The organism is Turicibacter sp. (assembly GCF_017941855.1).
Classification (GTDB): domain Bacteria; phylum Bacillota_I; class Bacilli_A; order MOL361; family Turicibacteraceae; genus Turicibacter; species Turicibacter sanguinis.
Genome location: NZ_JAGAVR010000123.1, coordinates 24199 through 47554 on the forward strand (window position 1 = coordinate 24199; position 23356 = coordinate 47554).

Annotated in this window: 22 protein-coding genes; 19 read left to right on the forward strand and 3 right to left on the reverse strand. The window is 35.3% G+C overall.

Annotation, left to right across the window (positions count from 1 at the left end; genetic code table 11):
* The first annotated feature begins 109 nt into the window (after positions 1–109).
* The 4 genes from J6D32_RS13310 (at position 110) to J6D32_RS13325 (ending at position 4966) form a co-directional block, all read left to right on the forward strand.
* Positions 110–1279 carry a galactokinase gene (locus J6D32_RS13310; protein WP_006784357.1) on the forward strand — a complete coding sequence of 390 codons (1170 nt, stop codon included), beginning with the start codon at positions 110–112 and terminating at the stop codon, positions 1277–1279.
* 13 nt (positions 1280–1292) lie between these two features.
* Positions 1293–2807 carry a UDP-glucose--hexose-1-phosphate uridylyltransferase gene (gene galT / locus J6D32_RS13315; RefSeq protein ID WP_055165445.1) on the forward strand — a complete coding sequence of 505 codons (1515 nt, stop codon included), beginning with the start codon at positions 1293–1295 and terminating at the stop codon, positions 2805–2807.
* Positions 2808–2819: 12 nt separating this feature from the next.
* Positions 2820–3800: a UDP-glucose 4-epimerase GalE gene (gene galE, locus J6D32_RS13320; protein WP_287467758.1), complete on the forward strand. Its 981-nt coding sequence runs from the start codon at positions 2820–2822 to the stop codon at positions 3798–3800.
* A 158-nt stretch (positions 3801–3958) separates the two neighbouring features.
* Positions 3959–4966, forward strand: coding sequence for a helix-turn-helix transcriptional regulator (locus tag J6D32_RS13325; RefSeq protein ID WP_009606988.1), 1008 nt, complete (start codon positions 3959–3961; stop codon positions 4964–4966).
* A 617-nt stretch (positions 4967–5583) separates the two neighbouring features.
* On the opposite strand, the gene J6D32_RS13330 is transcribed toward J6D32_RS13325, so the two are convergent.
* Positions 5584–6042, reverse strand: coding sequence for a hypothetical protein (locus J6D32_RS13330; protein WP_006784353.1), 459 nt, complete (start codon positions 6040–6042; stop codon positions 5584–5586).
* 210 nt (positions 6043–6252) lie between these two features.
* Here J6D32_RS13330 and glpK point away from each other — a divergent pair, with 210 nt between their 5' ends.
* From glpK to J6D32_RS13380, 10 genes are all read left to right on the forward strand, one after another.
* Positions 6253–7737, forward strand: coding sequence for a glycerol kinase GlpK (gene glpK, locus J6D32_RS13335; protein ID WP_009606992.1), 1485 nt, complete (start codon positions 6253–6255; stop codon positions 7735–7737).
* A 104-nt stretch (positions 7738–7841) separates the two neighbouring features.
* Positions 7842–9257 (forward strand): NAD(P)/FAD-dependent oxidoreductase, encoded by a 1416-nt coding sequence (locus J6D32_RS13340; RefSeq protein ID WP_147633490.1) that lies wholly within the window; start codon positions 7842–7844, stop codon positions 9255–9257.
* A gap of 14 nt (positions 9258–9271) precedes the next feature.
* On the forward strand, positions 9272–10534 hold the full coding sequence (locus tag J6D32_RS13345; RefSeq protein WP_147633489.1) for an NAD(P)/FAD-dependent oxidoreductase: 1263 nt from the start codon (positions 9272–9274) through the stop codon (positions 10532–10534).
* 128 nt (positions 10535–10662) lie between these two features.
* Positions 10663–11025, forward strand: a complete 363-nt coding sequence (locus J6D32_RS13350; RefSeq protein ID WP_006784349.1) for a DUF1667 domain-containing protein — start codon at positions 10663–10665, stop codon at positions 11023–11025.
* The gene (locus J6D32_RS13355; protein WP_238698353.1) at positions 11015–11230 is read left to right on the forward strand and encodes an inorganic diphosphatase; all 216 of its coding nucleotides are present in this window, start codon (positions 11015–11017) and stop codon (positions 11228–11230) included. Before J6D32_RS13350 ends, J6D32_RS13355 begins: the two co-directional genes overlap by 11 nt.
* Positions 11231–11342: 112 nt before the next feature.
* Entirely contained in the window at positions 11343–11924 is a 582-nt protein-coding gene (locus tag J6D32_RS13360) for a GNAT family N-acetyltransferase (protein ID WP_006784346.1), read from the forward strand.
* Between the two features lie 117 nt (positions 11925–12041).
* Positions 12042–12722 carry a DUF554 domain-containing protein gene (locus tag J6D32_RS13365; RefSeq protein ID WP_009606982.1) on the forward strand — a complete coding sequence of 227 codons (681 nt, stop codon included), beginning with the start codon at positions 12042–12044 and terminating at the stop codon, positions 12720–12722.
* A gap of 481 nt (positions 12723–13203) precedes the next feature.
* Positions 13204–13641 (forward strand): NUDIX hydrolase, encoded by a 438-nt coding sequence (locus J6D32_RS13370; protein ID WP_006784344.1) that lies wholly within the window; start codon positions 13204–13206, stop codon positions 13639–13641.
* 282 nt (positions 13642–13923) lie between these two features.
* Positions 13924–15159 carry an aminopeptidase P family protein gene (locus J6D32_RS13375; protein ID WP_287467759.1) on the forward strand — a complete coding sequence of 412 codons (1236 nt, stop codon included), beginning with the start codon at positions 13924–13926 and terminating at the stop codon, positions 15157–15159.
* Positions 15160–15286: 127 nt separating this feature from the next.
* Complete coding sequence (locus J6D32_RS13380) at positions 15287–15913, forward strand: biliverdin-producing heme oxygenase (protein WP_287467760.1); 627 nt, start codon at positions 15287–15289, stop codon at positions 15911–15913.
* Between the two features lie 113 nt (positions 15914–16026).
* Here the strand turns inward: J6D32_RS13380 and J6D32_RS13385 are convergent, their stop codons facing one another.
* Positions 16027–16980 (reverse strand): Na/Pi cotransporter family protein, encoded by a 954-nt coding sequence (locus J6D32_RS13385; protein WP_006784341.1) that lies wholly within the window; start codon positions 16978–16980, stop codon positions 16027–16029.
* A 154-nt stretch (positions 16981–17134) separates the two neighbouring features.
* On the opposite strand from J6D32_RS13385, the gene J6D32_RS13390 reads away from it, so the two are divergent.
* The gene (locus J6D32_RS13390) at positions 17135–17338 is read left to right on the forward strand and encodes a hypothetical protein (protein WP_009607000.1); all 204 of its coding nucleotides are present in this window, start codon (positions 17135–17137) and stop codon (positions 17336–17338) included.
* A gap of 165 nt (positions 17339–17503) precedes the next feature.
* Here the strand turns inward: J6D32_RS13390 and J6D32_RS13395 are convergent, their stop codons facing one another.
* Complete coding sequence (locus J6D32_RS13395; protein ID WP_006784339.1) at positions 17504–19126, reverse strand: Na/Pi cotransporter family protein; 1623 nt, start codon at positions 19124–19126, stop codon at positions 17504–17506.
* Positions 19127–19531: 405 nt separating this feature from the next.
* On the opposite strand from J6D32_RS13395, the gene sufC reads away from it, so the two are divergent.
* The 4 genes from sufC to sufU all read left to right on the forward strand — a co-directional run bounded on the left by sufC (position 19532) and on the right by sufU (position 23322).
* Positions 19532–20374 carry a Fe-S cluster assembly ATPase SufC gene (gene sufC / locus J6D32_RS13400; protein ID WP_195217829.1) on the forward strand — a complete coding sequence of 281 codons (843 nt, stop codon included), beginning with the start codon at positions 19532–19534 and terminating at the stop codon, positions 20372–20374.
* Between the two features lie 63 nt (positions 20375–20437).
* Positions 20438–21652, forward strand: coding sequence for a Fe-S cluster assembly protein SufD (gene sufD / locus J6D32_RS13405; RefSeq protein ID WP_009607001.1), 1215 nt, complete (start codon positions 20438–20440; stop codon positions 21650–21652).
* Positions 21653–21665: 13 nt separating this feature from the next.
* Positions 21666–22895: a cysteine desulfurase gene (locus J6D32_RS13410; protein WP_009607014.1), complete on the forward strand. Its 1230-nt coding sequence runs from the start codon at positions 21666–21668 to the stop codon at positions 22893–22895.
* The gene (sufU, locus tag J6D32_RS13415; RefSeq protein WP_006784335.1) at positions 22882–23322 is read left to right on the forward strand and encodes a Fe-S cluster assembly sulfur transfer protein SufU; all 441 of its coding nucleotides are present in this window, start codon (positions 22882–22884) and stop codon (positions 23320–23322) included. The genes J6D32_RS13410 and sufU overlap by 14 nt, the downstream gene beginning before the upstream one ends.
* The last annotated feature ends 34 nt before the right edge of the window (positions 23323–23356 follow it).

Here is a 23356-nt window from a genome sequence, read left to right on the forward strand (position 1 = left end):
ACTATTGATTTTTTTAGTAAAAAAGTATAAAATTTTAGTACAGAAAGAAATCGTCAAGTAAAAGAACGAATAAAGAAATAGAAAAATTAAAAAAAGAGAGGGAAATGAAATGATGGTTGAAAATATGAAAGAAGCATTTGAAAAAGTATTCGGTGAGGGGAAAGAAACCAAAATGTTTTTCTCTCCAGGACGTGTTAATTTAATTGGGGAGCATATTGATTACAATGGGGGATGTGTATTTCCATGTGCAATTACTTATGGGACTTATGCAGTTGTATCAGAGCGTGAAGATAAAAAAGTTCGTTTATATTCAGGAAACTTTGAAGAACGCGGCATGATTGAATTTGAATTAACAAATTTAGCTCATACAGAAGATGAAAACTGGAGTGCTTATGTTAAAGGGGTTATGGTCCAATTTTTAGAAGCAGGATATGAAATTGCGAATGGATTCGATGCCTACGTCTTTGGAACAATTCCAAATGGATCAGGATTATCGTCTTCAGCATCACTGGAATTATTAGTGTCACAAATTTTAAAAGAATTAAATGGTTATGATATCACAATGGTTGATATGGTGAAGTTATCACAAAAGGCTGAAAACGAATATGTAGGCGTTAATTGTGGAATTATGGATCAATTTGCGATTGGGATGGGGAAAAAGGACTCAGCTATTAAATTAAATACAAATGATTTATCATATGAGTATGCAGAAGCTAATTTAGGGAATCATTCTATTTTAATTATGAATACAAATAAAAAACGTGAATTAGCGGATTCAAAATATAATGAGCGTCGAGGAGAGTGTGAGGCGGCATTAGAATTATTAAAAACAAAAGTAGATATTAATTTCTTATGTGATTTAAGTGTTGCTGAGTTTGATAATGTCTCAAGGGTATTAAATAAAGATATTTTATATCGCCGTGCAAAGCATGCTGTAACGGAAAATGAACGTGTTAAATTAGCCATTGATGCATTAGGAAGTGGCGACTTAAGACGTTTTGGAAAATTATTAAATGCTTCACATAAATCATTACGTGATGATTATGAAGTAACAGGGACGGAATTAGATACAATTGTTGAACTAGCTTGGGCACAAGAAGGTGTGCTAGGAGCTCGTATGACGGGAGCAGGATTTGGTGGATGTGCGATTGCGTTAGTTAAAAATGAAACATTAGAGACAGTTAAACAAGCAATCGCAAAAGGATATAAAGAAGCCATTGGCTATGATGCAGATTTATATGTTGCCACAATTGGAGATGGAACAAAAACTTTAGTTTAAGGGGAGAAAAGGCATGAATATCAATTATGAAATTAATCGTCTCATCAGTTTTGCATTAACTCATCACATGATCGAAGAAGCTGATGTCGTATATACTGCAAATAAAATCATCGATATTTTAAGATTGCCTGCATTTGAATATGAAGAAGTTCAATTAGAATCGATGGAAAATCCAAGTGAAATTTTAGAAGCTATTTTAGATTATGCTGCTTCAACTGGTGTACTAGAATGTGACAGCATCGATCATCGTGATTTATTAGATACTAAAATCATGGACTGTTTAATGCCACGTCCATCTGAAGTGATTAAAACATTTAATGGACTTCATGCTAATAATCCTAAAGTTGCGACAAGTTATTATTATAATTTAAGTAAGGCTTCGAATTATATTCGAGTAAGCCGTGTTGAAAAAAATTTAAGTTGGAAATCATCAACTAAATATGGTGATTTAGATATTACGATTAATTTATCAAAGCCTGAGAAAGATCCAAAGGCGATTGCGATGGCGAAAAGTCTACCAAGCTCAAATTACCCAAAATGTTTACTATGTAAAGAAAATGTTGGGTATGCTGGGACATTAAATCATCCAGCACGTCAAAACCATCGTATTATTCCTTTAACGTTAACAAATGAAGAATGGTTCTTGCAATATTCTCCGTATGTTTACTATAATGAGCACTGTATCATTTTAAAAGGTGCGCATGAGCCCATGAAAATTTCAGCCAAAACATTTGAACGCTTATTACAATTTGTAGAACAATTTAAACATTACTTCATTGGATCAAATGCAGACTTACCGATTGTCGGGGGATCTATTTTAACACATGATCATTTCCAAGGTGGAGCTTATGAATTTGCAATGGAGAAAGCACCGATTTTAAAAACGTTAAATGTTTTAAATTTTGCAGATGTTGAAGTTGGTTTTGTGAATTGGCCACTTAGTGTGTTACGTTTAAAATCAACGGATCGTCATCGTTTAGTAGAACTTGGGGATATTATGTTAAAGCATTGGCGTGGGTATAGCGATGAATCATTAGGAATTTTAGCTTATACAGATGAAACACCTCATAATACGATTACACCAATCGCTCGTTTTAAAGAAGGAAAATATGAGTTAGATTTAGTGTTACGTAATAATCGTACATCTGAAGATCATCCTGATGGAATCTATCATCCTCATGCTCACTTACATCATTTGAAAAAAGAAAACATTGGGTTAATTGAGGTTATGGGATTAGCTGTTTTACCAGGACGTTTAAAAGATGAATTAGAGGTAGTAAAAGAAGCCCTTATTTTACGAGATGCAGATGTCTTAATAAATGCTAAGTTAGAAAAACATGTGCCATGGCTTGAGGAAATGCTAAGACGTTATGAAGCGGTGGAAGTTTGCAAAGCCATGTCAATTATTGAAGCAGAAGTAGGTTCTAAATTTGTAGAGATTTTAGAATGTTGTGGCGTTTATAAACTAGATGAAGAAGGATTAGCGGGGATACAACGCTTTATTAACTCAATTAATCGTTCATTTTAAGGAGGAAGTTAAATGAAAGTTTTAGTAACAGGTGGAGCTGGCTATATTGGTTCTCATGCCGTTTATGCATTAATTGAACAAGGGCATGACGTCGTAGTCGTTGATAATTTAGTGACTGGGCATCGTGGGGATGTTCATCCGGAGGCGACTTTCTATCATGGAAGTATTTCAGATTATCGTTTTATGACAGAGGTCTTACGCAAAGAATTGGTAGATGGAGTCATCCACTTTGCGGCTTACTCTTTAGTCGGGGAAAGTATGACAAATCCATTTAAATATTATGATAATAACATGAGTGGAACAAATGTTTTATTAAAAGCAATGGAAGACTGTGGGGTAAAAAATATTGTCTTCTCATCTACTGCTGCCACATACGGAGAAGCACAAAATATTCCAATCCTAGAAACAGATCCAACAAACCCGACAAATGTTTATGGAGAAACAAAATTAGCAATGGAACGTATGATTAACTGGTACCATAAAGCTCATGATACAAATTATGTTTCATTACGTTATTTCAATGTAGCGGGAGCACATGAATCAGGATTAATTGGGGAGAAACATGATCCTGAAACGCATTTAATTCCAATTATTTTACAAGTTGCATCAGGACGTCGCGAAGCGATTAATGTTTTTGGTGATGATTATGAAACAGCAGATGGGACTTGTATCCGTGACTACATTCACGTTTGCGATTTAGCAGAGGCTCATATTTTAGCGATGCAATATCTTGTAAACGGTGGAGAAAGTACAATTTGTAACTTAGGAAATGGGGAAGGATTCAGCGTGCTTGAAATGATTGAAGCAGCACGTGAAGTGACGAACCACCCAATTCCAGCGATTATTTCACCACGTCGTGCAGGTGATCCGGCAAAGTTAATTGCTTCTAGTCAAAAAGCAAAAGAAATTCTAGGTTGGATGCCAAAGCATCCGGCAGTTAAAGATATGATCGCAAGTGCGTGGGCGGTTGAACAAAAACGAATAGTAAAATAACAGCGAAAAACGATAGCAGGTGCTATCGTTTTTTTACTTAAATTGAGATAAAGGGGAAGAAAAATTGACAAAAAATGATAAAATAAAACCTATAAAAAGACTATATAGACAATAAGTGTCCATGTTCTATGGTATAATAGGAAAGAAATGGTGAAGTTATGTTACAAGGGAAAGATTTAAAGTTTAATCGGATTTTATCCATTTATCAACGCCTAATAGAAGGGCGAGTTTTAAATAAACAACAATTAGCTCTAGAATTTGGTGTTAGTGAAAAATCCATTCAACGCGATATTGAACATTTAAACATTTATCTAGGGGAACAAACGGAGCGAGCTGACTTAATGATTAAGTATAGTCGGAAGCAAGGTGGATATATTTTAGAAAATGCTGAACAATATCATTTACGCCGAGAGGATATTTTTGCAATCATCAAAGTTATGTTGGGGACGCGGGCGTTTAATCAAAAAGAAATGAATGATTTGATTAACATGTTGTTAAAACAGATGGATCAATCTAATCAAAAGATGATTAAGGAATTGATTGGGAACGAACTTTTAAATTATGTTCCATTGCAGCATAATGAAGAACTATTAACAAAGGTCTGGGAATTTAGCGAGATTATTCAAAGAAGACAGGTTATTGAGATGTCTTATACACGCGAAGATTTTATTACAATTAAGCGTTATCTACAGCCAGTTGGCATTATTTTTTCTGAGTATTATTTTTATTTAATTGCTTATATGGAAGAATTGAAGCCGAATGCTTTAGATTACAATCACGTTAAAGATGATCATTTACGTATTTTTAGAATTGATCGCTTTAATGATTATAAAGTAATCAATCGAAATTTCTACGTCCCTTATTCAAATCGCTTTGAAGAGGGAGAGTTTAGAAAAAGAATTCAGTTTATGTATTTGGGAGAACTTTTACGTGTAAAATTTGAATTTTATGGCCCTCGAATTGAACCAGTCCTTGACCGTCTTCCAACAGCCACTATTATCGAACAAGATTTTAATAAATTTGTTGTTGAAGCAGAGGTCTATGGTAGAGGGATTGACATGTGGTTAAGGAGTCAGGGGAGTGCAGTTAAAGTACTATCACCTAGTAGTTTAGTTGATGAGATGAAAAAAGAAGCACAACGAGTTTTAGAGTTGTATTTAGAGTAAAAAATTTTTGAATTGAGAAGATTAGAGAGAATTTTGGGTAATGTCTTGATTCGAATCGTGAATTTTTTGATTTGGTTCAAGTGTTTGACTTGGTTTTCGCCAAGTGGAGAGCCAGGATAAGTGGGGACTTATATTTGAGTAATGAATTAACATAAAAAGATAACTTCTATGGGGGAAGTTATCTTTTTTTATTTAAGAATAATAAAGTGAAGAATATGACTTTTTTTTATGGAGTCATTTTTACCTAAATAAGCACAGTTCATCAAAAGAACACACAAACTTTGTTGTAAACGTATTCATGGTGTGGTAAATTTAATAGTGTAAATAACACTACTCTTTTTCAGGGTGAAAAATGTTAGTTTAATGTCTTTATCGGGGGGATAATGAGATTTAATATTTTAATTAAATTCTTGGCAAGGAATTATATAATTCTGAAAAATGAGGTTTAGTTAAAGAGTAGAGGACTTTAACATGGAGTGTTATTATACGAAAGGAATGTATTAAGAAACCTTTGTTGATATTTTTTCTTCTACTCGTTAGCAGAGAAAGTATTTAAGCCGTTTGTTTTGTTACACTATGTTTTAAAAAGCGAGCCCATTTGGCTCGCTTTTTAAATTTTAATTAACGTAAGATGGAACTTTTTCCTCAGGAAATTCATCTAAGTCTGAAAAGTCGTAACCGCGAAGTAAGTTTAGATGTGAGAATAATTGAAATAGATACAAATCGGTAATAAGTTGATCGTTGGAATGCTTTTGCCCTTTATCTTTTAATTCAATGGTTGTATAAATTTCATCACGATTAATGACCTCAATAAAGGCATTTAATTGAATAGAGGGTGACGGGAAAGAACTAAAAATATGCAGTATTCTTTTTATTTCAGCGATTGTTTGGTCAGCATTTAAATGTTTTAAAGTGATTAAAGTGTTGTCGGATAACGGTTTTTGATATTCTATCTCATAGATTAAACGGCCTAACTCATGTACAACATAAAAAAGATAATAAATATCAGTTTCTTCACCTGAGAAATCAATGGAACCTTGTTTGCGTTCATAAATAACTTGATATGTTTTAGCCAAACGTATTCCCCCTCTCTTGCGAGACTTTATACTATTATCATATTCAAAGATAACGGGGGATTTGACAAAATTCGAAAAAAGAAAATCTAACATAAGATAGTAATTTAATGATTAAATTACGTACAGAATAATATCTGAAGATTTTCAAGATTTAGACGTGTAATCATGGTATAATAGTAGGAAACGTTTTCTTTAAAGGAGTGCTTAAGGATGAGTTTAATTTTATCAATTGATCAAGGGACAACGAGTACCCGAGCAATTGTTTTTAATAAAAAAGGCGAAGTAATTGAAAAGGCACAGCGTGAAATTACGTGCTTATATCCCTCATCAGGATGGGTTGAACAAGATGCAAATGAAATTTGGGTTTCAACGATGTCAGTAATTAGTTCCGTGTTATTATCGGGGAAAGTAGATGTGAGTCAAATCAAAGGAATTGGAATTACAAATCAACGTGAAACGACCATCATGTGGGATAAAGTCACAGGAAAACCACTTTATCATGCGATTGTTTGGCAGTCACGTCAAACGGATGCTATTTGCGAAAAGTGGAAAGAAAAAGGTTATGAACAAATGGTAAAAGAAAAAACAGGATTGCTCATTAATTCTTATTTCTCAGCCTCAAAAATTAGATGGATGCTTGATCATATCGAAGGAATTGAAGAAAAAATTGCACGTCATGAAGTGTTATTTGGAACCGTTGATAGCTATTTAGTTTGGAAGTTATCAGGAGGAAATGCCCATATTACAGATGTCACAAACGCTTCGCGTACGTTATTATTCAATATTTATACTGGAACATGGGATGATGACTTACTTGAGGCATTTGGTATCCCAAAATCCATTTTGCCAGAAGTTAGACAAACGTCTGAAATCTATACTTACACCCTTCCTCATATAACAGGACGTCCTTTGCCAATTGCAGCTGTTTGTGGGGATCAACAAGCTGCTTTATTTGGACAAATGTGTTTTCAAAAAGGTCAGGTTAAAAATACGTATGGAACAGGGTGTTTTGTTTTAATGAATACGGGTCATCAACCGATTGAGTCAAGTCATGGATTATTAACGACAATCGCTTGGAAACTTAATAATCAAACATATTATGCATTAGAAGGAAGTGTGTTTGTGGGAGGAAGTGCGATTCAGTGGTTGCGAGATGGTCTACGTATGTTTAAGGATGCAAAAGATTCGGAAACTTATGCTCAACGTGTCGGTGATTGTGGTGGTGTTTATGTGGTGCCAGCTTTTGTTGGTCTTGGAACACCGTATTGGGATAGTGAAGTTCGTGGCGGTGTGTTTGGATTAACACGCGGTACATCAAAAGAGCATTTTATTCGTGCCACACTTGAAGCGATTGCTTATCAAAGTAAGGATGTAATCATGGCCATGAAAGAAGATTTGAATGATGAAATTTTAGATTTAAAAGCGGATGGTGGTGCAACGTTAAATCAATTTTTAATGCAATTTCAAAGTGATATTTTAGGAGTTGAAGTTAGTGTTCCAAAAGTAACGGAAACAACTGCGTTAGGGGCTGCTTATTTAGCGGGACTTGCAACAGGTGTTTACGAGAATCTTGAAGAAATTGCAAGTTATGCCTCTGCACCAAAGCGCTATGATCCAAAATTATCTAAAGAAGATCGAGATGAACTTTATAGTGGTTGGCAAAAAGCGATTGAAGCAGTTAAACTCTTTAAATAAGTTTAAGAAGACGAATAATTGAGAAGACTTAGGAATGAGTCTGACGTTATTCGTCTTTTTTTGTTCATGAGGGATGGTATTAATTAAGAATGGAAGGTGATAAAATGGTCGATATTTTAATTATTGGATGTGGGATTGTTGGATCTTTAATGGCATATGAGTTATCAAAATATGATGTTAAAGTGGTGGTTGTTGATAAAGAAAATGATATTGCAAATGAAAGTACGATGGCTAATAGTGCGATTATTCATGCTGGGTTTGATCCTGTTCCTAACACATTAAAGGCTAAGTTGAATTTACTTGGAAAAGATTTATATGAACCGTTATGTAAAAGTTTAAAGGTTGGATATAAAAAGATAGGTTCTTTAACAGTAGCAACGAGCGAAGAAGAAGTTAAAAAGCTTGAAATACTTGAATCGCGTGCCAAGGAAAATAAGGTGAAGGTCCGTTTAATCTCAGGTGACGAGGTTCGAGTTCTAGAGCCCCAATTATCTACCAATATTGTGAAGGGGTTAGTGTGTGAGGAGACGGCGATTGTTTATCCATGGGAAGTGGCAATTGCTGCGATGGAAGTTGCCTTAAATAATGGAGTAGAACTTCAGTTAAATACGGAAGTTTTGGCAATCCATAAGGGTGATAACTATGAGGTTCAAACGAGTAATGGCATGATTCGAGCGAAGATGGTGATTAATGCAGCGGGATTGTTTGGCTGTGAGGTTGGACGAATGATTAACCCTGAGTTCGAGTTTGAAATCCAACCACGTCGTGGAACTTATTTTGTTTTAGATAAAGATTTTAATGCTATCTCGCGTGTTATTTATCCAACGCCAACTGAGCGTGGGAAAGGTGTCTTAATCGTACCAACGACTCATGGAAATACGTTGCTTGGTCCTGATTCAGAGATAGTGGATGATAAAGAGAATGTGGCAACAACGGTGGAGGCATACGATTATATTAAGGATCAGTTATCACGTATCTTACCACAGTTTCCCGCGACTCATGTGATGAGATCTTTTACAGGGTTACGCGCAAGTGGTAGTAGTGGTGATTTTTATATTCAACCCGATTCACGTTATGAAACGTTTGTGCATGTAATTGGAATTGAATCTCCTGGTTTATCAGCAGCTCCTGCGATTTCTAAATATGTTCTAGATTTTATTCGCCCCCATATTGAACTCAATGAAAAAGAATGGGATTCATCAAGACGTCCGTATGTGAATTTAAAGGCGTTAACTCGAGAGGAGAAGAATGCACTAATTCAAAAGAATCCTGCTTATGGACGAATGGTTTGTCGATGTGAGCAAATTACGGAAGGTGAAATCATAGATTCGATTCGACGTCATGCAGGGGCCACGACTGTTAAAGGTGTCAAAAAACGTTGCCGTCCTGGAATGGGAAAATGTCAGGGAAGTTTTTGCGAACCGTATGTCTTACAAATTTTAGCACGGGAGTTGAATCAGTGTGTGGATGAAGTGAATTACGATGAAGTCGGTACGAATATATTAGTTGAAGAAAAGTAAGTGAGGTGAAATAGATGTTACAATATGAGGTCGTTATTATTGGTGGCGGATCGGCTGGAATGGGTGCCGCGATTGGTGCTTGTGAAGGTGGTGCTAAAAAGGTCTTAATAATTGAACGAGATAGAGAACTTGGCGGTATTTTGCAACAGTGTATTCATAATGGATTTGGTTTGCATAAGTTTAAAGAAGAGTTAACGGGGCCACAGTATGCGAATCGTTATATCGAAAAGTTGAAGCAGTATCCGGTTGAAATTATGTTAAATACGATGGTAACGAATTTAACGAATGAGAAAATCATCACAATTTTGAACGAGCAAGGGGAGCAAGATATCAAGGCATCAGCCGTTGTTTTGGCGATGGGATGTCGTGAAAATAATCGCCAAGCTCTAAGTATTCCAGGAACTCGTCCCGTGGGTATTTTGACCGCTGGAACAGCCCAACGTTATTTAAATTTGGATGGTTATTTGGTTGGAAAGAAAGTTTTTATTGTTGGATCGGGAGATATTGGTTTGATTATGGCACGTCGAATGGCACTTGAAGGGGCAGAAGTTTTAGGGGTAGCTGAAATCATGCCATATTCAAATGGATTGACACGAAATATTGTGCAGTGCTTAGAGGATTTTAATATCCCACTCTTTTTATCTCATACCGTGACAGATATTAAAGGAAATCGACGTGTCGAGGGGGTGACGATTTCTGAGGTCGATGCTGATCGTCAACCGATTCTAGGTACTGAAAAACAGTTTGAGGTTGATGCAATTTTATTCTCAGTTGGTTTGATTCCGGACAATGGGTTAAGTAAAAAAGCAGGGGTCATCTTTGATCCCGCTACAAAGGGAGCTTGTGTTTTTGAAAATTTAGAGACGACGGTCAGCGGAATTTTTGCTTGTGGGAATGTGTTGCATGTTCATGATTTAGTTGATTTTGTATCGGATGAGGCAGAGCGTGCAGGATATTATGCTGCTTTATATGCGCTTGGTCATTTAGGTCATGATGATAGGGTGTTAGAAGTCAAGGCAGGAGAAGGAATCAAATATGCGCTACCTCAAAAAATTAGACCAAAAGAACTTGAGGCTTCACTTGAGTTAATGTACCGTGTGACAAAAAAGTATCAGCAAGCAATTGTTAATGTTGTTCAGGATGGAAAAGTCGTTCATCAGTTGAAACGTCATGTATTGTTACCGGCAGAAATGGAAAAAATTAAAATTCCAACTGAAGTGTTAAATTCATCAGGTAAGGATTTAACGATTGAAGTCAAATGTCTATATAACTCCTGATAAGTTTTGTGTCGTTGAAAACTTTTAACGGGACTATCGTTATACCTCAGTATCAAAAGGGCTTAGATACTAAGCTAGATTATAAAAATATAAATTATATTTCAGTTTCTATTTAGGAGGAGCGTTACATGAGTCAAGCGTTAACGTGTATTGTTTGCCCGGTTGGATGTTCACTAAACATTGATGAAGAAGGGCATGTGAGTGGAAACCATTGCAAAAGAGGGCTAGCGTTTGCAAAGTCTGAAACAACGAATCCAACGCGCGTTGTGACAACGACGATTGCTATTGAAGGGGCGATTTATCGTCGCTTACCAGTTGTAAGTAGTCAGCCAGTCCCAAAATCTAAAATGATGGAGTTTGTTAAAGCAGTTCAATTAATAAAGGTAGAGGCGCCAGTAAGTTGTGGCGATGTGATTTTATCCGATGTGCTAGGGCTTGGAATTGATGTGATTGCTTCACGAACGCTCAAGAGGTGTCAGGATGTTAAATAAAAAAGTGAGTGTGGTGATAGATCGCCCACTTGGCTCAAGGCATCCGAAGCACGGGTTTTATTATCCGATTAATTATGGGTATATTCCTAATACGATTGGGGGAGATGGTGAGGAGATTGATGCCTATGTTATTGGAGAGTTTGAACCGCTCGAGACGTTTTGCGGGTATGTGGTTGCGATTATTCATCGTGAAGATGATGTGTAGGAGAAGTTAGTGGTATGCCGCGAGGTATCAAAATACAGCCAGTCTCAAATTGAGGCATTAGTTGAGTTTTGTGAACGATTTTTTAAGTCGAAGGTATTAATGGGGGATTTAGATGACAGGGGTGAAGATTCAAAGGTTAAGTGATTTAGGAAGTAATCGCATTAAAGAGGCAGCTCACTTTACTGTGCATCAGTTTCGTGAGATGTTTCTTTCAATTAGTGAGGATGAGGAGGCATTTATTTTATTGTTTATGAAGGCGATGGTCGTTGAACAATGTTTTGTTGCCATCGCAGAGGATAAGGTAGTTGGAATAGTTGGGGTTTCGACGCCTGTTAGAGGGGCTTTTGAGGTTAGTTTAAAGGAGGTACAAGGCTGTTTAGGTTTTTTTAAAGGATTAAAATTTTATTTTAATCTTGTAAATTCTGGACTGACATTAAAGCCTTATCAAATTTATATTAATACGTTAGCAGTTGATGAAGCGTATCGCCGTCTTGGAATTGGAACATTATTGCTTGAAGAATGTATGTTAAAATCATGTGGACATGAATATTTGTTAGATGTGATTGATGTGAATACAGGAGCGCTTAAGTTATATGAATCGTTAGGTTTTAAGGTTCTGAAACGTAAAAAACAGATGTTTGCGAAGCAGGCAGGCTTTAATGAGTGTATTTATATGAGTAAGCGATTAAGATAAAAAAGTAAAAGAATAGGTGAAAAGGAGTGGGGGAAAATTTGTTAATCCCCTCCTTTTTCTCTATTCTTTTTTTAGTTGATTGTGTATAATTTATTCATTATGTAAGGGAGGGAAAACATGGTAGGAACATTGGTGAATACAGGAGCGATTATCATTGGTGGAAGTTTAGGACTACTTTTTAGAAAAGGAATTCCAAGTAAACTAACAGATACAATTATGAATGGGTTGGCCTTATGTGTGTTGTATATCGGTTTTACGGGAGCTTTGAAGGGGGAAAATAGCCTTGTTATTATTTTTTCGATGGTCATTGGAGCCGTTATCGGTGAATGTTTGGATTTAGATGAGCGTGTTAATCAGTTAGGACTGTGGCTTGAGAGGAAGTTTAAAAAGGTTGATTCTAAGACCTCGATTTCAGAGGGGTTTGTGACGGCGAGTTTGTTGTTTTGTGTTGGAGCCATGGCGATTATCGGAGCTTTACAAGATGGATTAGTTGGAAATTATGATATGTTATTAACGAAGTCGATGCTTGATGGGGTTTCCGCCGTTATTTTTGCGTCAACGCTTGGAATCGGGGTTATTTTATCGGGTGCTTTTGTTCTGACTTATCAGGGCAGTATTTCATTATTAGCCGGTGTATTAGCACCATTTTTAACGGATAGTGTGATTAATGAGATGACGTGTGTAGGATCTTTATTAATCATTGCACTGGGGTTCAATGTTTTGAAGATAACTCATATAAAAATTATGAATTTAGTTCCTGCCATTTTTATTCCTATCTTATTAGGGCTATTTCTTTAGATAAAAAAATGGCACTCTTATTGATGAAGGCAAAAAACGACAAAAAACTTGACTTATTGTCGTTATAATCAGTACAATATAAAAACTTTAGAGTTTGAAAGAGATAAGGTGAGATAAGTTTTTCATATTGTAAAAACTTTACTTTACGACTAGCAGGTGAGGGTTAGATTGCCTGTGGCAATTGATAGGAGGGCTTCATTATGTTAAGTGAACTTTAGGTCCTAGTTTTCTTTTAAAAAAGGGTGTTCCCGTGACTAAAGTTGGCCTTATTATCAAAAGACTTAGCGATTAAGTCAGACTCTAAAAATAAAGAAACATTTCTGTTTCTATAGATAAGGTGGGATAAGTTTTTCATACTAGAAAAACTATACTTTTCTTATCAACTGAGGAGACCACTGGACTAGGGGATACCTTAGTCTCAAAGAGGTTTAAATCCTGAGATGGATTTATAATTGTGAAATATAGATTGGAAGTGTAAGGAATGGTAGAAGCTGTTTTTGGAGAAAAGTTAGCCGATCAAACTTATATTGATCGAAAAGGTGTTTATGCAATTATTATGAATGAGAAGAATGAAGTTGCAACAGTCAAATTGCCACATGGATATTTCTTGCCAGGTGGTGGACTAGAAGGAGAAGAGAGTAAAGAGGCTTGTTTACGACGCGAGTGCTTAGAAGAACTCGGATGGGAAATTGAAATTAATGAGTATGTTTGCCAGGCGGCTAATTATCATTTTTCAATTTATCGTGACAAATATCTGTACTCAACAGGTTATTTTTATTTAGCAAGCAAAGTGGATGAAGTGACAGAACCGATTGAACAAGATCATGAATTAGTCTGGTTACCTCTAGAAGACTGCATTAGTGAATTGTTTCTTGACCATCAGGCTTATGCTATTGAAAAAGTATCACAAATGTTATAGCACAGGAAAAGAACATTCTATTGAATTAGAATGTTTTTTTATATATAAGAGCAGATAAGTTTTTCATCCTTAGAAACTTTTATTTTCCCTACCCGAGGGGGACTAATGGAGGAAAGCGATAGGTGAGTCATGTAGCCTAGGGAATCGGTTGTGCTCACTACGTTTGTTTAAAGAGAGAGAAATTTTTAGGATGAAATGAGTTTTTTTACATGTAAATTACATTATTGAATACCTCTTTTTATGCTATAATAGTAACAATTCTTGTGAAAAGGAGTGTTAATGATGATCGAAATATTAAAGTCTCGTCGTCGTAAGCTAGGAGCTAATATTAAAGACGATTCTATTATTGTATTATTCTCGGGAGAGGCTCCGGTTAGTTCAGGAGATCAACGTTATACTTATACACCACAACGTAATTTTTATTATTTAACGAATATTGACCGCCCTAAAATGGCTTATGTTTTAAAGAAAATGAATGGTGTGATTGAACATCATTTATTCATTGAGACTGTTTCAGAAGTCGAAGAAAAATGGACTGGAAAACGTTTAAGCAAAGAAGAGGCGCATGAGATTTCAGGAATTAAAAGTATCTTACCAATTTGTGAATTAGAAAATGTTTTAGGACGCTGGCTATTAAATGACCGCATTGAATCCATTTATTTAGATTTAGAGCGCGGTTCATATCATCATCCTGATACAGTGCAAATTGAATTTGCTAAACAATTAAAAGAGAAATATCCATTTGTACGTCTTGAAAATGTTTATCATGATATTACGAAATTACGTTTAATTAAGTCAGAAGATGAAATTAAAAATATGCGTACAGCGATTGAAAAAACACGAATCGGGATTGAAAGCTTAATGAAAGCTTCAAAGCCTGGGATGCTTGAGTATCAATTAGAAGCACATTATGATTTTGCAATTAAAACGGAAGGGGTTAAGAAAACCTCATTCCATACGATTGCAGCTTCAGGAGTTAATGCAACAGTGCTTCATTATGATAAAAATGATTCTGTGTGCCAAGACGGAGATTTAATTTTATTTGACCTTGGATGTGAGTGGAATTATTACTGTTCAGACATTTCACGTACCTTCCCGATTAACGGAAAGTTCACGGATCGTCAACGCGCCGTTTATCAAGCAGTTTTAGACGCACAATTAGCAACCATCGAAATTATTAAACCGGGTCTTCCAATGGCAGAAGTTAATGAGTTTGCCCGTCGTAAATTAGCTGAAGGATGTAAAAAACTTGGCTTAATTGAAAAAGATGAGGAAGTTTCACGTTACTACTACCATGGAATCGGACACTATTTAGGACTTGATACACATGATGTTGGAGGTCGTGGGGGTGTCTTACAACCAGGTATGGTTATTACGATTGAACCAGGATTATACATTGAAGAAGAAGGAATCGGAATTCGTATTGAAGATGATATCTTAGTTACAGAAGATGGATATGAAAACTTATCAAAAGATATCATTAAATCAATCGAAGACATTGAAGCCTTTATGAACTAAATAAAAAAACATCTCGCACAGAGATGTTTTTTTGTGCATATTATTTGATAATAATTATCATTGTTGGTAAACTTTAATTACAGTAGTTGATAATAATTATCAATTATAACTAAATGAGGTGATTGAAATGAAATTTATGATGGACATTAGAGAAAAAACGTCTTTACTACATAGTGCAGCAGAACATACAGGATATATTAAGAAGTTAGTAGATGGAGAGGCATCGGTTGAGGGATATGCAGAGTACCTTTATAATCTAGAAAAAATGTATCAAGCCATTGAAAAGGCACTTGATGAAAATGAACAAAATGAAGTCGTCAAACCATTTGTGACAAAAGAACTATATCGTTCTGAATTAATGCGTCAAGATTTAGCCTTTTTATTAGGAGATAAATTATCATCAATGCAACCATTAGCATCAACGGAAGCATGTGTGGCCAAAATTGAAGCTTTATCAACCTCACAACCTGAATTAGTGGTTTCTTATGCTTATACAAGATTTTTAGCTGATTTATTTGGAGGACGTATGTTCTTATCCCTCTTAAGTACAAGCTATAAAATTGACCAACAAGCTTTAAATTATTATCAATTCCCAGAAATTAATGATTTACGAGGATACGTGATGAAATATCACAACATGTTAGCGGATATTCAACTATCTGATGAGATGAAGATTGATTTTATTAATGAAGTTAACAATGCTTATATCTATAACTTAGCTATTTCAAATGAATTAGATGCAAAGTTAAAATAAGATGAATGGATTAATCTTAATTGAGCTAAGCAATGTTTTGAGAAAATATTAAATGGAATACCTATAATAGAAATAGAATACCAAGCGTTTGTAAAATAAAAAGGGAGTTCGTCTTAGAGACGGACTCCCTTTTTTCGATCTTTAAAAATAGTGGTGGCAAATTTAACGAAGTATTTAGAGAAAGGTAAAAATAGTAGGACGGTGACGAGATTAAAGACAAGTTGAGCATTGGCGATTTGACGTTCAGGAGACGGACTAAAGGTGGCGGTAAAGTCGATGAGTAGGCTAATGAATGGCAGAAAGAGTAGTGTTCCTACCAAGTTAAAAGTAAAGTGAATCAGTGCCGCTTGTTTTCCAGCTGTATTTCCTCCTAAACTTGATAATATGGCTGTCATACAAGTTCCAATTTCATGTCCAAATAAAATAGGAATTGCGGTATATAAAGAAATCGCACCGGTGGAAACAAGTGAAATAAGGATAGCGGTGGATGCAGATGAACTCTGGATGAGGAAAGTAATCGACATTCCAAGAAGTAGACAAAGGATAAGATTGCCTTGGACGTTGAAAATCAATTGTTGAAAGAGGGTAGACTCAACAATCGGGCTCATGGCTGTTTTAACCATTTGAAGCCCAAGAAATAATAGTCCAAAGCTAAATAAAAAATATCCAATTTGGTGAAAGGGTCTTTTTTTAAAGCAGACAATGATACAGGTTCCTACGCAGATAAAGTAAGGAATAAAATCCGTTAAATTTAAGGTGATTAATTGTGTCGTCACAGTGGTTCCAAGATTGGCTCCCATAATAACACCTGTGGCTTGTAATAAGCTCATCAGACCTGAATCAACGAGTCCGACAACTAATACAGTAATAGCTGAGCTACTTTGAACCAGCGCTGTGAAAATCGCACCAAGGAGCGCCCCTTTATAAGGGGAGGTAATGGTTGTTTTGAAGATGGTCTTTAGTTTATCTCCAGCTAGTGATTTAAGAGCGTGACTCATTTGTCTCATTCCATACAAGAATATGAGTAACCCACATAATAAGTTTAAAATAATCGGGATGGTGTGCATAATGTACCTCCAAAAATTGAGTTCTTTTTAGAGTGTACGATCTTGATTTTTAAAATAGTCTATCTTTCGCTCGACTAATTATTATCGAACTTTTGATTAAAAATGAAAATTCTTGTCCATAATGAGGTAGTCGAAGAGAAAGGGATGACGTTTAATGAATAATATTTTATTTAAAATGATAGAAATTGAAGATATGTTAATGAAACGAATGGAAAATGGAAGTTATACCGATCAATTAGTTTGCCAAATTCAACTGAACACATTAGAGTTGTTCAAACATTATCCGATTCGCAGTTATGAAGAATCGCAAGATGTGTTAAGACAAATGGATTTAGTTTTTGGTATTTCATATCGATAAGTCTAGATAAGTCTTTCACACTTAGAAACCTTTTATCTAAACGATAAGGGAACTTAGGACTAAAAAGATTAAGTATTGAGACTGATTTCTAATTGTGGAATAAAACTCGTTTTTATATAGATAAAAAAAACAAGCTAACGTAAATTTAGCTTGTTTTTTTATGGTTTATTTGATTGAATTATCACTTAAGTTTAAGATATATTCAGCGATATTGATTGAGTGGTCTCCGATACGTTCAAAGTTTGAAATAGCATCTAAGAATACGGCACCACTATGAGCATTACATTTATTTTCACTTAAACGCTTAATGTGTTTATCACGTAATAATTCTTCTAAGCGATCGATATTCTCTTCAAAAATCACCGTATCATTTGCTTTTTGACGGTTGTTGTTTTTGTAACTTGCATAAGATGAATTAATAGATTCTAATGTGTAGTTATACATTAATTTTAATTCTTCAATTGCGTCAGATGTGAATGATAATTTACTTGTTGCCACTTCTTCAGCAAGCTCTGCAATGTTTTTACTATGATCTCCGATACGTTCAATATCACTTACAATCTTAATCATCGAAGCAATACGATTTGTATCTACCTCTGTGATATCGTGTGATGAAATCGAAACTAAGAAAGAAGAAAGATCACGTTCCATACGATTGATTTCTGATTCATTTTCATATATTTTTCTGTAGTCTGTAGTTTTTCCATCCATTAATGCATTAGTTGCTAGCGTTAAGTTTTCTTTCGCTAGATCATACATGGTTAAGCTTTCTTGGAAAGCTTGCTCAAATGCAATGGCAGGAGTTTCTAAGAAACGACGGTCAAGGCGATTAATAGACGCTTGTTCACCTTCTTTGTCTTTAAGTGCTAAGTTAGCTAACTTAACAAATACACCAGCAAAAGGTAGTAAGATAATCGCATTTACAACGTTGAAGATTGTATGAGCATTTGCGATTTGCTTATCAATGTCACCACCCATATGAGTCACGATATTTGATAAGATACCGATTAGTGGTAAGAAAATCAGGGTTCCAATTAAGTTAAATGACAAGTGAATGAAAGCCGCTTTTTTGGCAACTTTATTTGCATTTAAACTTGATAGTAAAGCAGTAACACATGTTCCGATATTATTACCAAATAGGATAGGAATTGCAACTTGCAAACTAATTGCTCCTGTTGCGGCTAATGATAATAAAATCGCTGTTGAAGCCGAAGAACTTTGAACGACAGCAGTCATAACGGCCCCGACTAAAATTCCTAAGAACATATTTCCTTCAAGGGCTATAATTAAGTCTTGGAAGAATGTTGTTTGAGCAATTGGACTCATTGCATCCTTCATTGCTGTTAATCCCATGAATAGTAAACCGAATCCGAAGATAATTTTTCCGATTTCTTTTCGGTTTTGTTGCTTCATGAATAGGATTAGTGCAGCCCCGATGATAATAAATAGTGGAATATAGTCATCGATTTTGAATGTAATTAATTGACCTGTAATTGTTGTTCCAATATTAGCCCCCATAATGACCCCTACTGCTTGGTATAGGCTCATTAATCCAGCGTTTACGAAACCAACGACCATAACGGTTGTAGCACTACTACTTTGAATAATTGCTGTGACGATTGTTCCTACTAATGCCCCTTTTAATGGATTCGTGATGGCTTTATCGAAGAATGATTTCAGCTTTGAACCAGCTGCATTTTCAAGACCATCTCCCATAAACTCCATTCCAAATAGGAATAGGGCTAGTCCACTAAATAGACCTAAAAAGATGTTGATGTAATCCGACATACAGTAACCTCCATATTTTATCCTGTTCAATCATACTACAAAATCCTACAATTGAAAATAATATGTTAGTAATAAAGACTCATATTTGGAGTCATTTTAAATTGAATTTATAATTTTTTAAATATTTTAATTTTTTGTGTTAAAAAAACACAAAAAAAAGGTATAATTATCAATTTGTGTAACTGAGAAAAATGCGTTATTAATAGGATAAAATTTTACATGTTAAATTAATTTTGATAAAAAAACGCGTATGTATACAACTTTTATATCGAAAACTAATAGAGATTAATTACAAATTGACTGGATTCAAGAAGAAGATTATTATATCATTTGGTTTTGGAATGTGAATTTAGTATAATAAAGTTACTTTGAAAAGTTAATTGATTTGAGTGGAGGAAATAAAACATGCAAAAACCTGTTTTAAACATATCAGAATTACGTGCAAATGTTGAAGATAAAGAAATTTTAAAAGGCGTAAATTTAGAAATTAAGGGTGGAGAAGTTCATGCGATTATGGGTCCTAATGGGACAGGTAAATCAACACTATCTTCAACCATTATGGGGCATCCTAAATATAAAGTAACAAGTGGAAATGTTACATTAAATGGTGAAGATGTATTAGCGATGTCAGTTGATGAGCGTGCTCGTGCCGGATTATTCTTAGCGATGCAATATCCTGCAGAAGTTCCAGGTGTGACAAACTCAGACTTCTTACGTACAGCCATGCAAACACGTATGGAAGAAGGAAAAGACGTTCCTTTATTTAAATTTATCCGTGAATTAGATAAGAACGTTACAAAACTTGAAATGCGTGAAGACTTACCTCACCGTTATTTAAATGAAGGATTCTCTGGTGGAGAGAAAAAACGTAATGAAATCTTACAAATGATGATGTTAAAACCAAACATTGCAATTTTAGATGAGATTGATTCAGGGCTTGACGTTGATGCATTACGTATTGTTGGAGAAGCTGTTAACTCAATGCGTTCTGAAAACTTTGGATGCTTATTAATCACTCACTATCAACGTTTATTAGACCACATTAAACCAGATTTCGTTCACATTATGATGAAAGGTCGTATCGTTCGTTCTGGTGGACCTGAGTTAATTGAACGTATCGATCGTGAAGGATACGATTGGATTAAAAAAGAATTAGGAATTGAAGATGAACGTGTGATCATTCCTGAAGAAGGTCGCAAAGTGGTTTCAATCGGAACTTGTGCAACTAAGGAAATGTTAGATCTATAACAATTAGTGCTTGATTGAAAAAAACAATAAATTAATGTTATAGATGAAAGGGGCAAAGAACTGATGATACAGTTACCAACATGGGTACAACAGATGCAAACAGAGGCGCAGTCTGTTATGCCGTCTTTAAAATTACCAAAAGCAGACCGTACAATAATAAAAAACTGGGCGTTTGAAGCTATTGAAGTTCAAACACCATCTACATATAACAATGAAATTCCGAGTGCTGTGGCACATTTAGTATCAACTGAAGATCAAAATGTTGTGATTTTATGCGATGGAAAGATCGTGTATCAAAATTTAGGAATAGCTTTTGATGGAGTTATTATTGCTAATTTAGAAGAGGCACTAACGAAACATGAAGCGATTTTTAAACCTTACTTTATGAACGTAGCGTCGGTTGACACAAATCGTTTAACAGCATTACATATGGCACATTTAAATAGTGGATTATTTATTCACGTCCCTAAAAATAAAGTGGTCAAAGAAGCCTTAAACGTTATCTATTTACAAGAAAATGGTTCTTTATTTAATCACACTCTGATTGTGGCGGAGCCAAATTCTGAATTCAAATACATTGAAAACTACTGCAACACAGTTTCAGGAAACATTAATGTCATCTCAGAAACTGTTGTAAAAGAAAATGCTCAAGTTGACTATGCGGCAATGGATCGCTTAACGAGTGAGACATTAGTTTACAATTTACGCAAAGCAAGGGTAGAGGCTAATGGTCGTCTTCTTGTTTCTCTTGGAGCTTTAAATGATGGAAATACAGTTTCAGAAAACTTAGTTTCATTAGTTGGACAAGGGGCACACGCAGAAGTGAAAACAGTAGCGATTGCAGAAGGTTCACAAAAACAAAATATTACGGTTAATATTGAACATTTAGCACCGTTTACTGAGGGACATATTGTAAATCATGGTATTTCTAAAGATGATGCTCAATTAACATTTAATGGAATTGGGAAAATTCATAAAGGAATGAATGGTTCTAATGCACAACAAGAAAGTCGTGCAATGATTTTATCAGAAACGGCTCGTGCTGATGCTAATCCAATTCTTTTAATTGACGAGTATGATGTGAAAGCAGGACATGCGGCTGGTGTTGGAAAAATTGATGAAGAACAATTATATTATTTAATGAGTCGTGGATTAACTCGTCGTGCAGCGGAAGTCTTAATTATTTATGGGTTCTTAATGCCATTTATTGATGAAATCCGTAACGAGTCAATTAAAGCTGAATTTGAAAAAGTAATTGCGCGTAAAATCAACGCGTAACGAGGTGAATCAAATGACATTAGACATTAATCGCATTCGAGAAGATTTTCCTATTTTAAAAGAAACAATGAATGGTCGTCCGCTTGTTTATTTAGATAGCGGAGCTACAACGCTTAAACCACAAGTCGTGACAGATGCAGTTAATTATTACAATACGAAAAAAACGTCTAACGTGCACCGTGGTGTTTATCAATTAAGTAACGATGCGACTGAACTATATGAGGGAGCTCGTGAAAAAGTAAAGAATTTATTAAATGCTAAAAAAGTAGAAGAGATTGTCTTTACAAAAGGAGCGACTCAGGCTTTAAACTTAGTCGCTCAAAGTTATGGGTTATATAATTTAAAACCAGGAGACGAAGTGATTGTTTCAGAGCTTGAACATCACAGTAGTTTTTTACCTTGGCAACATGTAGCTCGTGTAACAGGGGCAGTCCTTAAGTTTATCCCACTAGATGAAACAGGACATATTACAGTTGAAAACTTTAAAAAAGTATTAAGTGACAAAACAAGAGTTGTTGCGATTAATTATGTTTCAAATGTAATGGGATACATCTCACCAATTAAAGAGATTACAGCATTAGCACATGAAGTAGGGGCTATTGTTTCAGTTGATGCGGCACAAGCTGTTCCACATATGAAAATTGATGTTCAAGATTTAGATTGTGATTTCCTATCATTCAGCGGTCATAAAATGTGTGGACCAACAGGTGTTGGAGCATTATACGGAAAATATGAATTATTAAATGCAATGGAACCGATTGAATTTGGTGGAGAAATGATTGATATTGTTGGAGAAGTAACTTCAACATGGAAAGATGCACCATACCGCTTTGAAGCGGGAACACCCGTGATTGCAGGAGCGATTGGACTTGGAGCGGCCATTGATTATTTACAATCCATTGGATTTGATGAAATTGCACAACATGAATATGAATTACGTCGTTATGCTTTAGAAAAGTTAGAAGAGCTGGGAGGCATCACCATTTTCAATAAAGATGCAAAAACGGGTATTATTTCATTCAATATTGATGGAGTACATCCTCATGATGCTGCTACGATTTATGATGCCGAAGGAGTATGTGTTCGTGCAGGACATCATTGTGCTCAACCTTTAATGGGATGGTTGTGTCAACCTGCAACACTTCGTGCAAGTTTCTATTTATACAATACAAAAGAAGAAGTGGATGCATTTATTGAAGCCACTCGAAAAGGAAAGGAGTTTTTCGACGGTGTCTTTTTCTAATTTAGAACAATTATATCGCCAAGTGATTATGGACCATTATAAAAATCCACGTAATAAAGGATTATTACAACAAGATGGATATCATGAGGTACATTTAAAAAATCCAACCTGTGGAGATGACATCACAGTTCAAGTTAAAGTTGAAGATGGAAAAATCATCGATCTACGTCATGAAGGAACTGGATGTTCTATTTGCTGTTCATCAGCTTCTGTTATGTCTCAAACATTGAAAGAGAAAACATTAGAAGAAGCTCAAGAGATTACAAATAACTTCTATGAACTTGTCAAAGGTAATGAGTTTGATGAAGATTTAGATATGGGAGATGCACCTGTTTATCAAGGTGTTTCTAAATTCCCGGCACGTGTAAAATGTGCAACCATTTCATGGAAAGCTGCTGAGCAAGCATTAAATGAAATGAAAAAATAACACCACTTAATTTCTATTGAGTGGTGAGACGCCA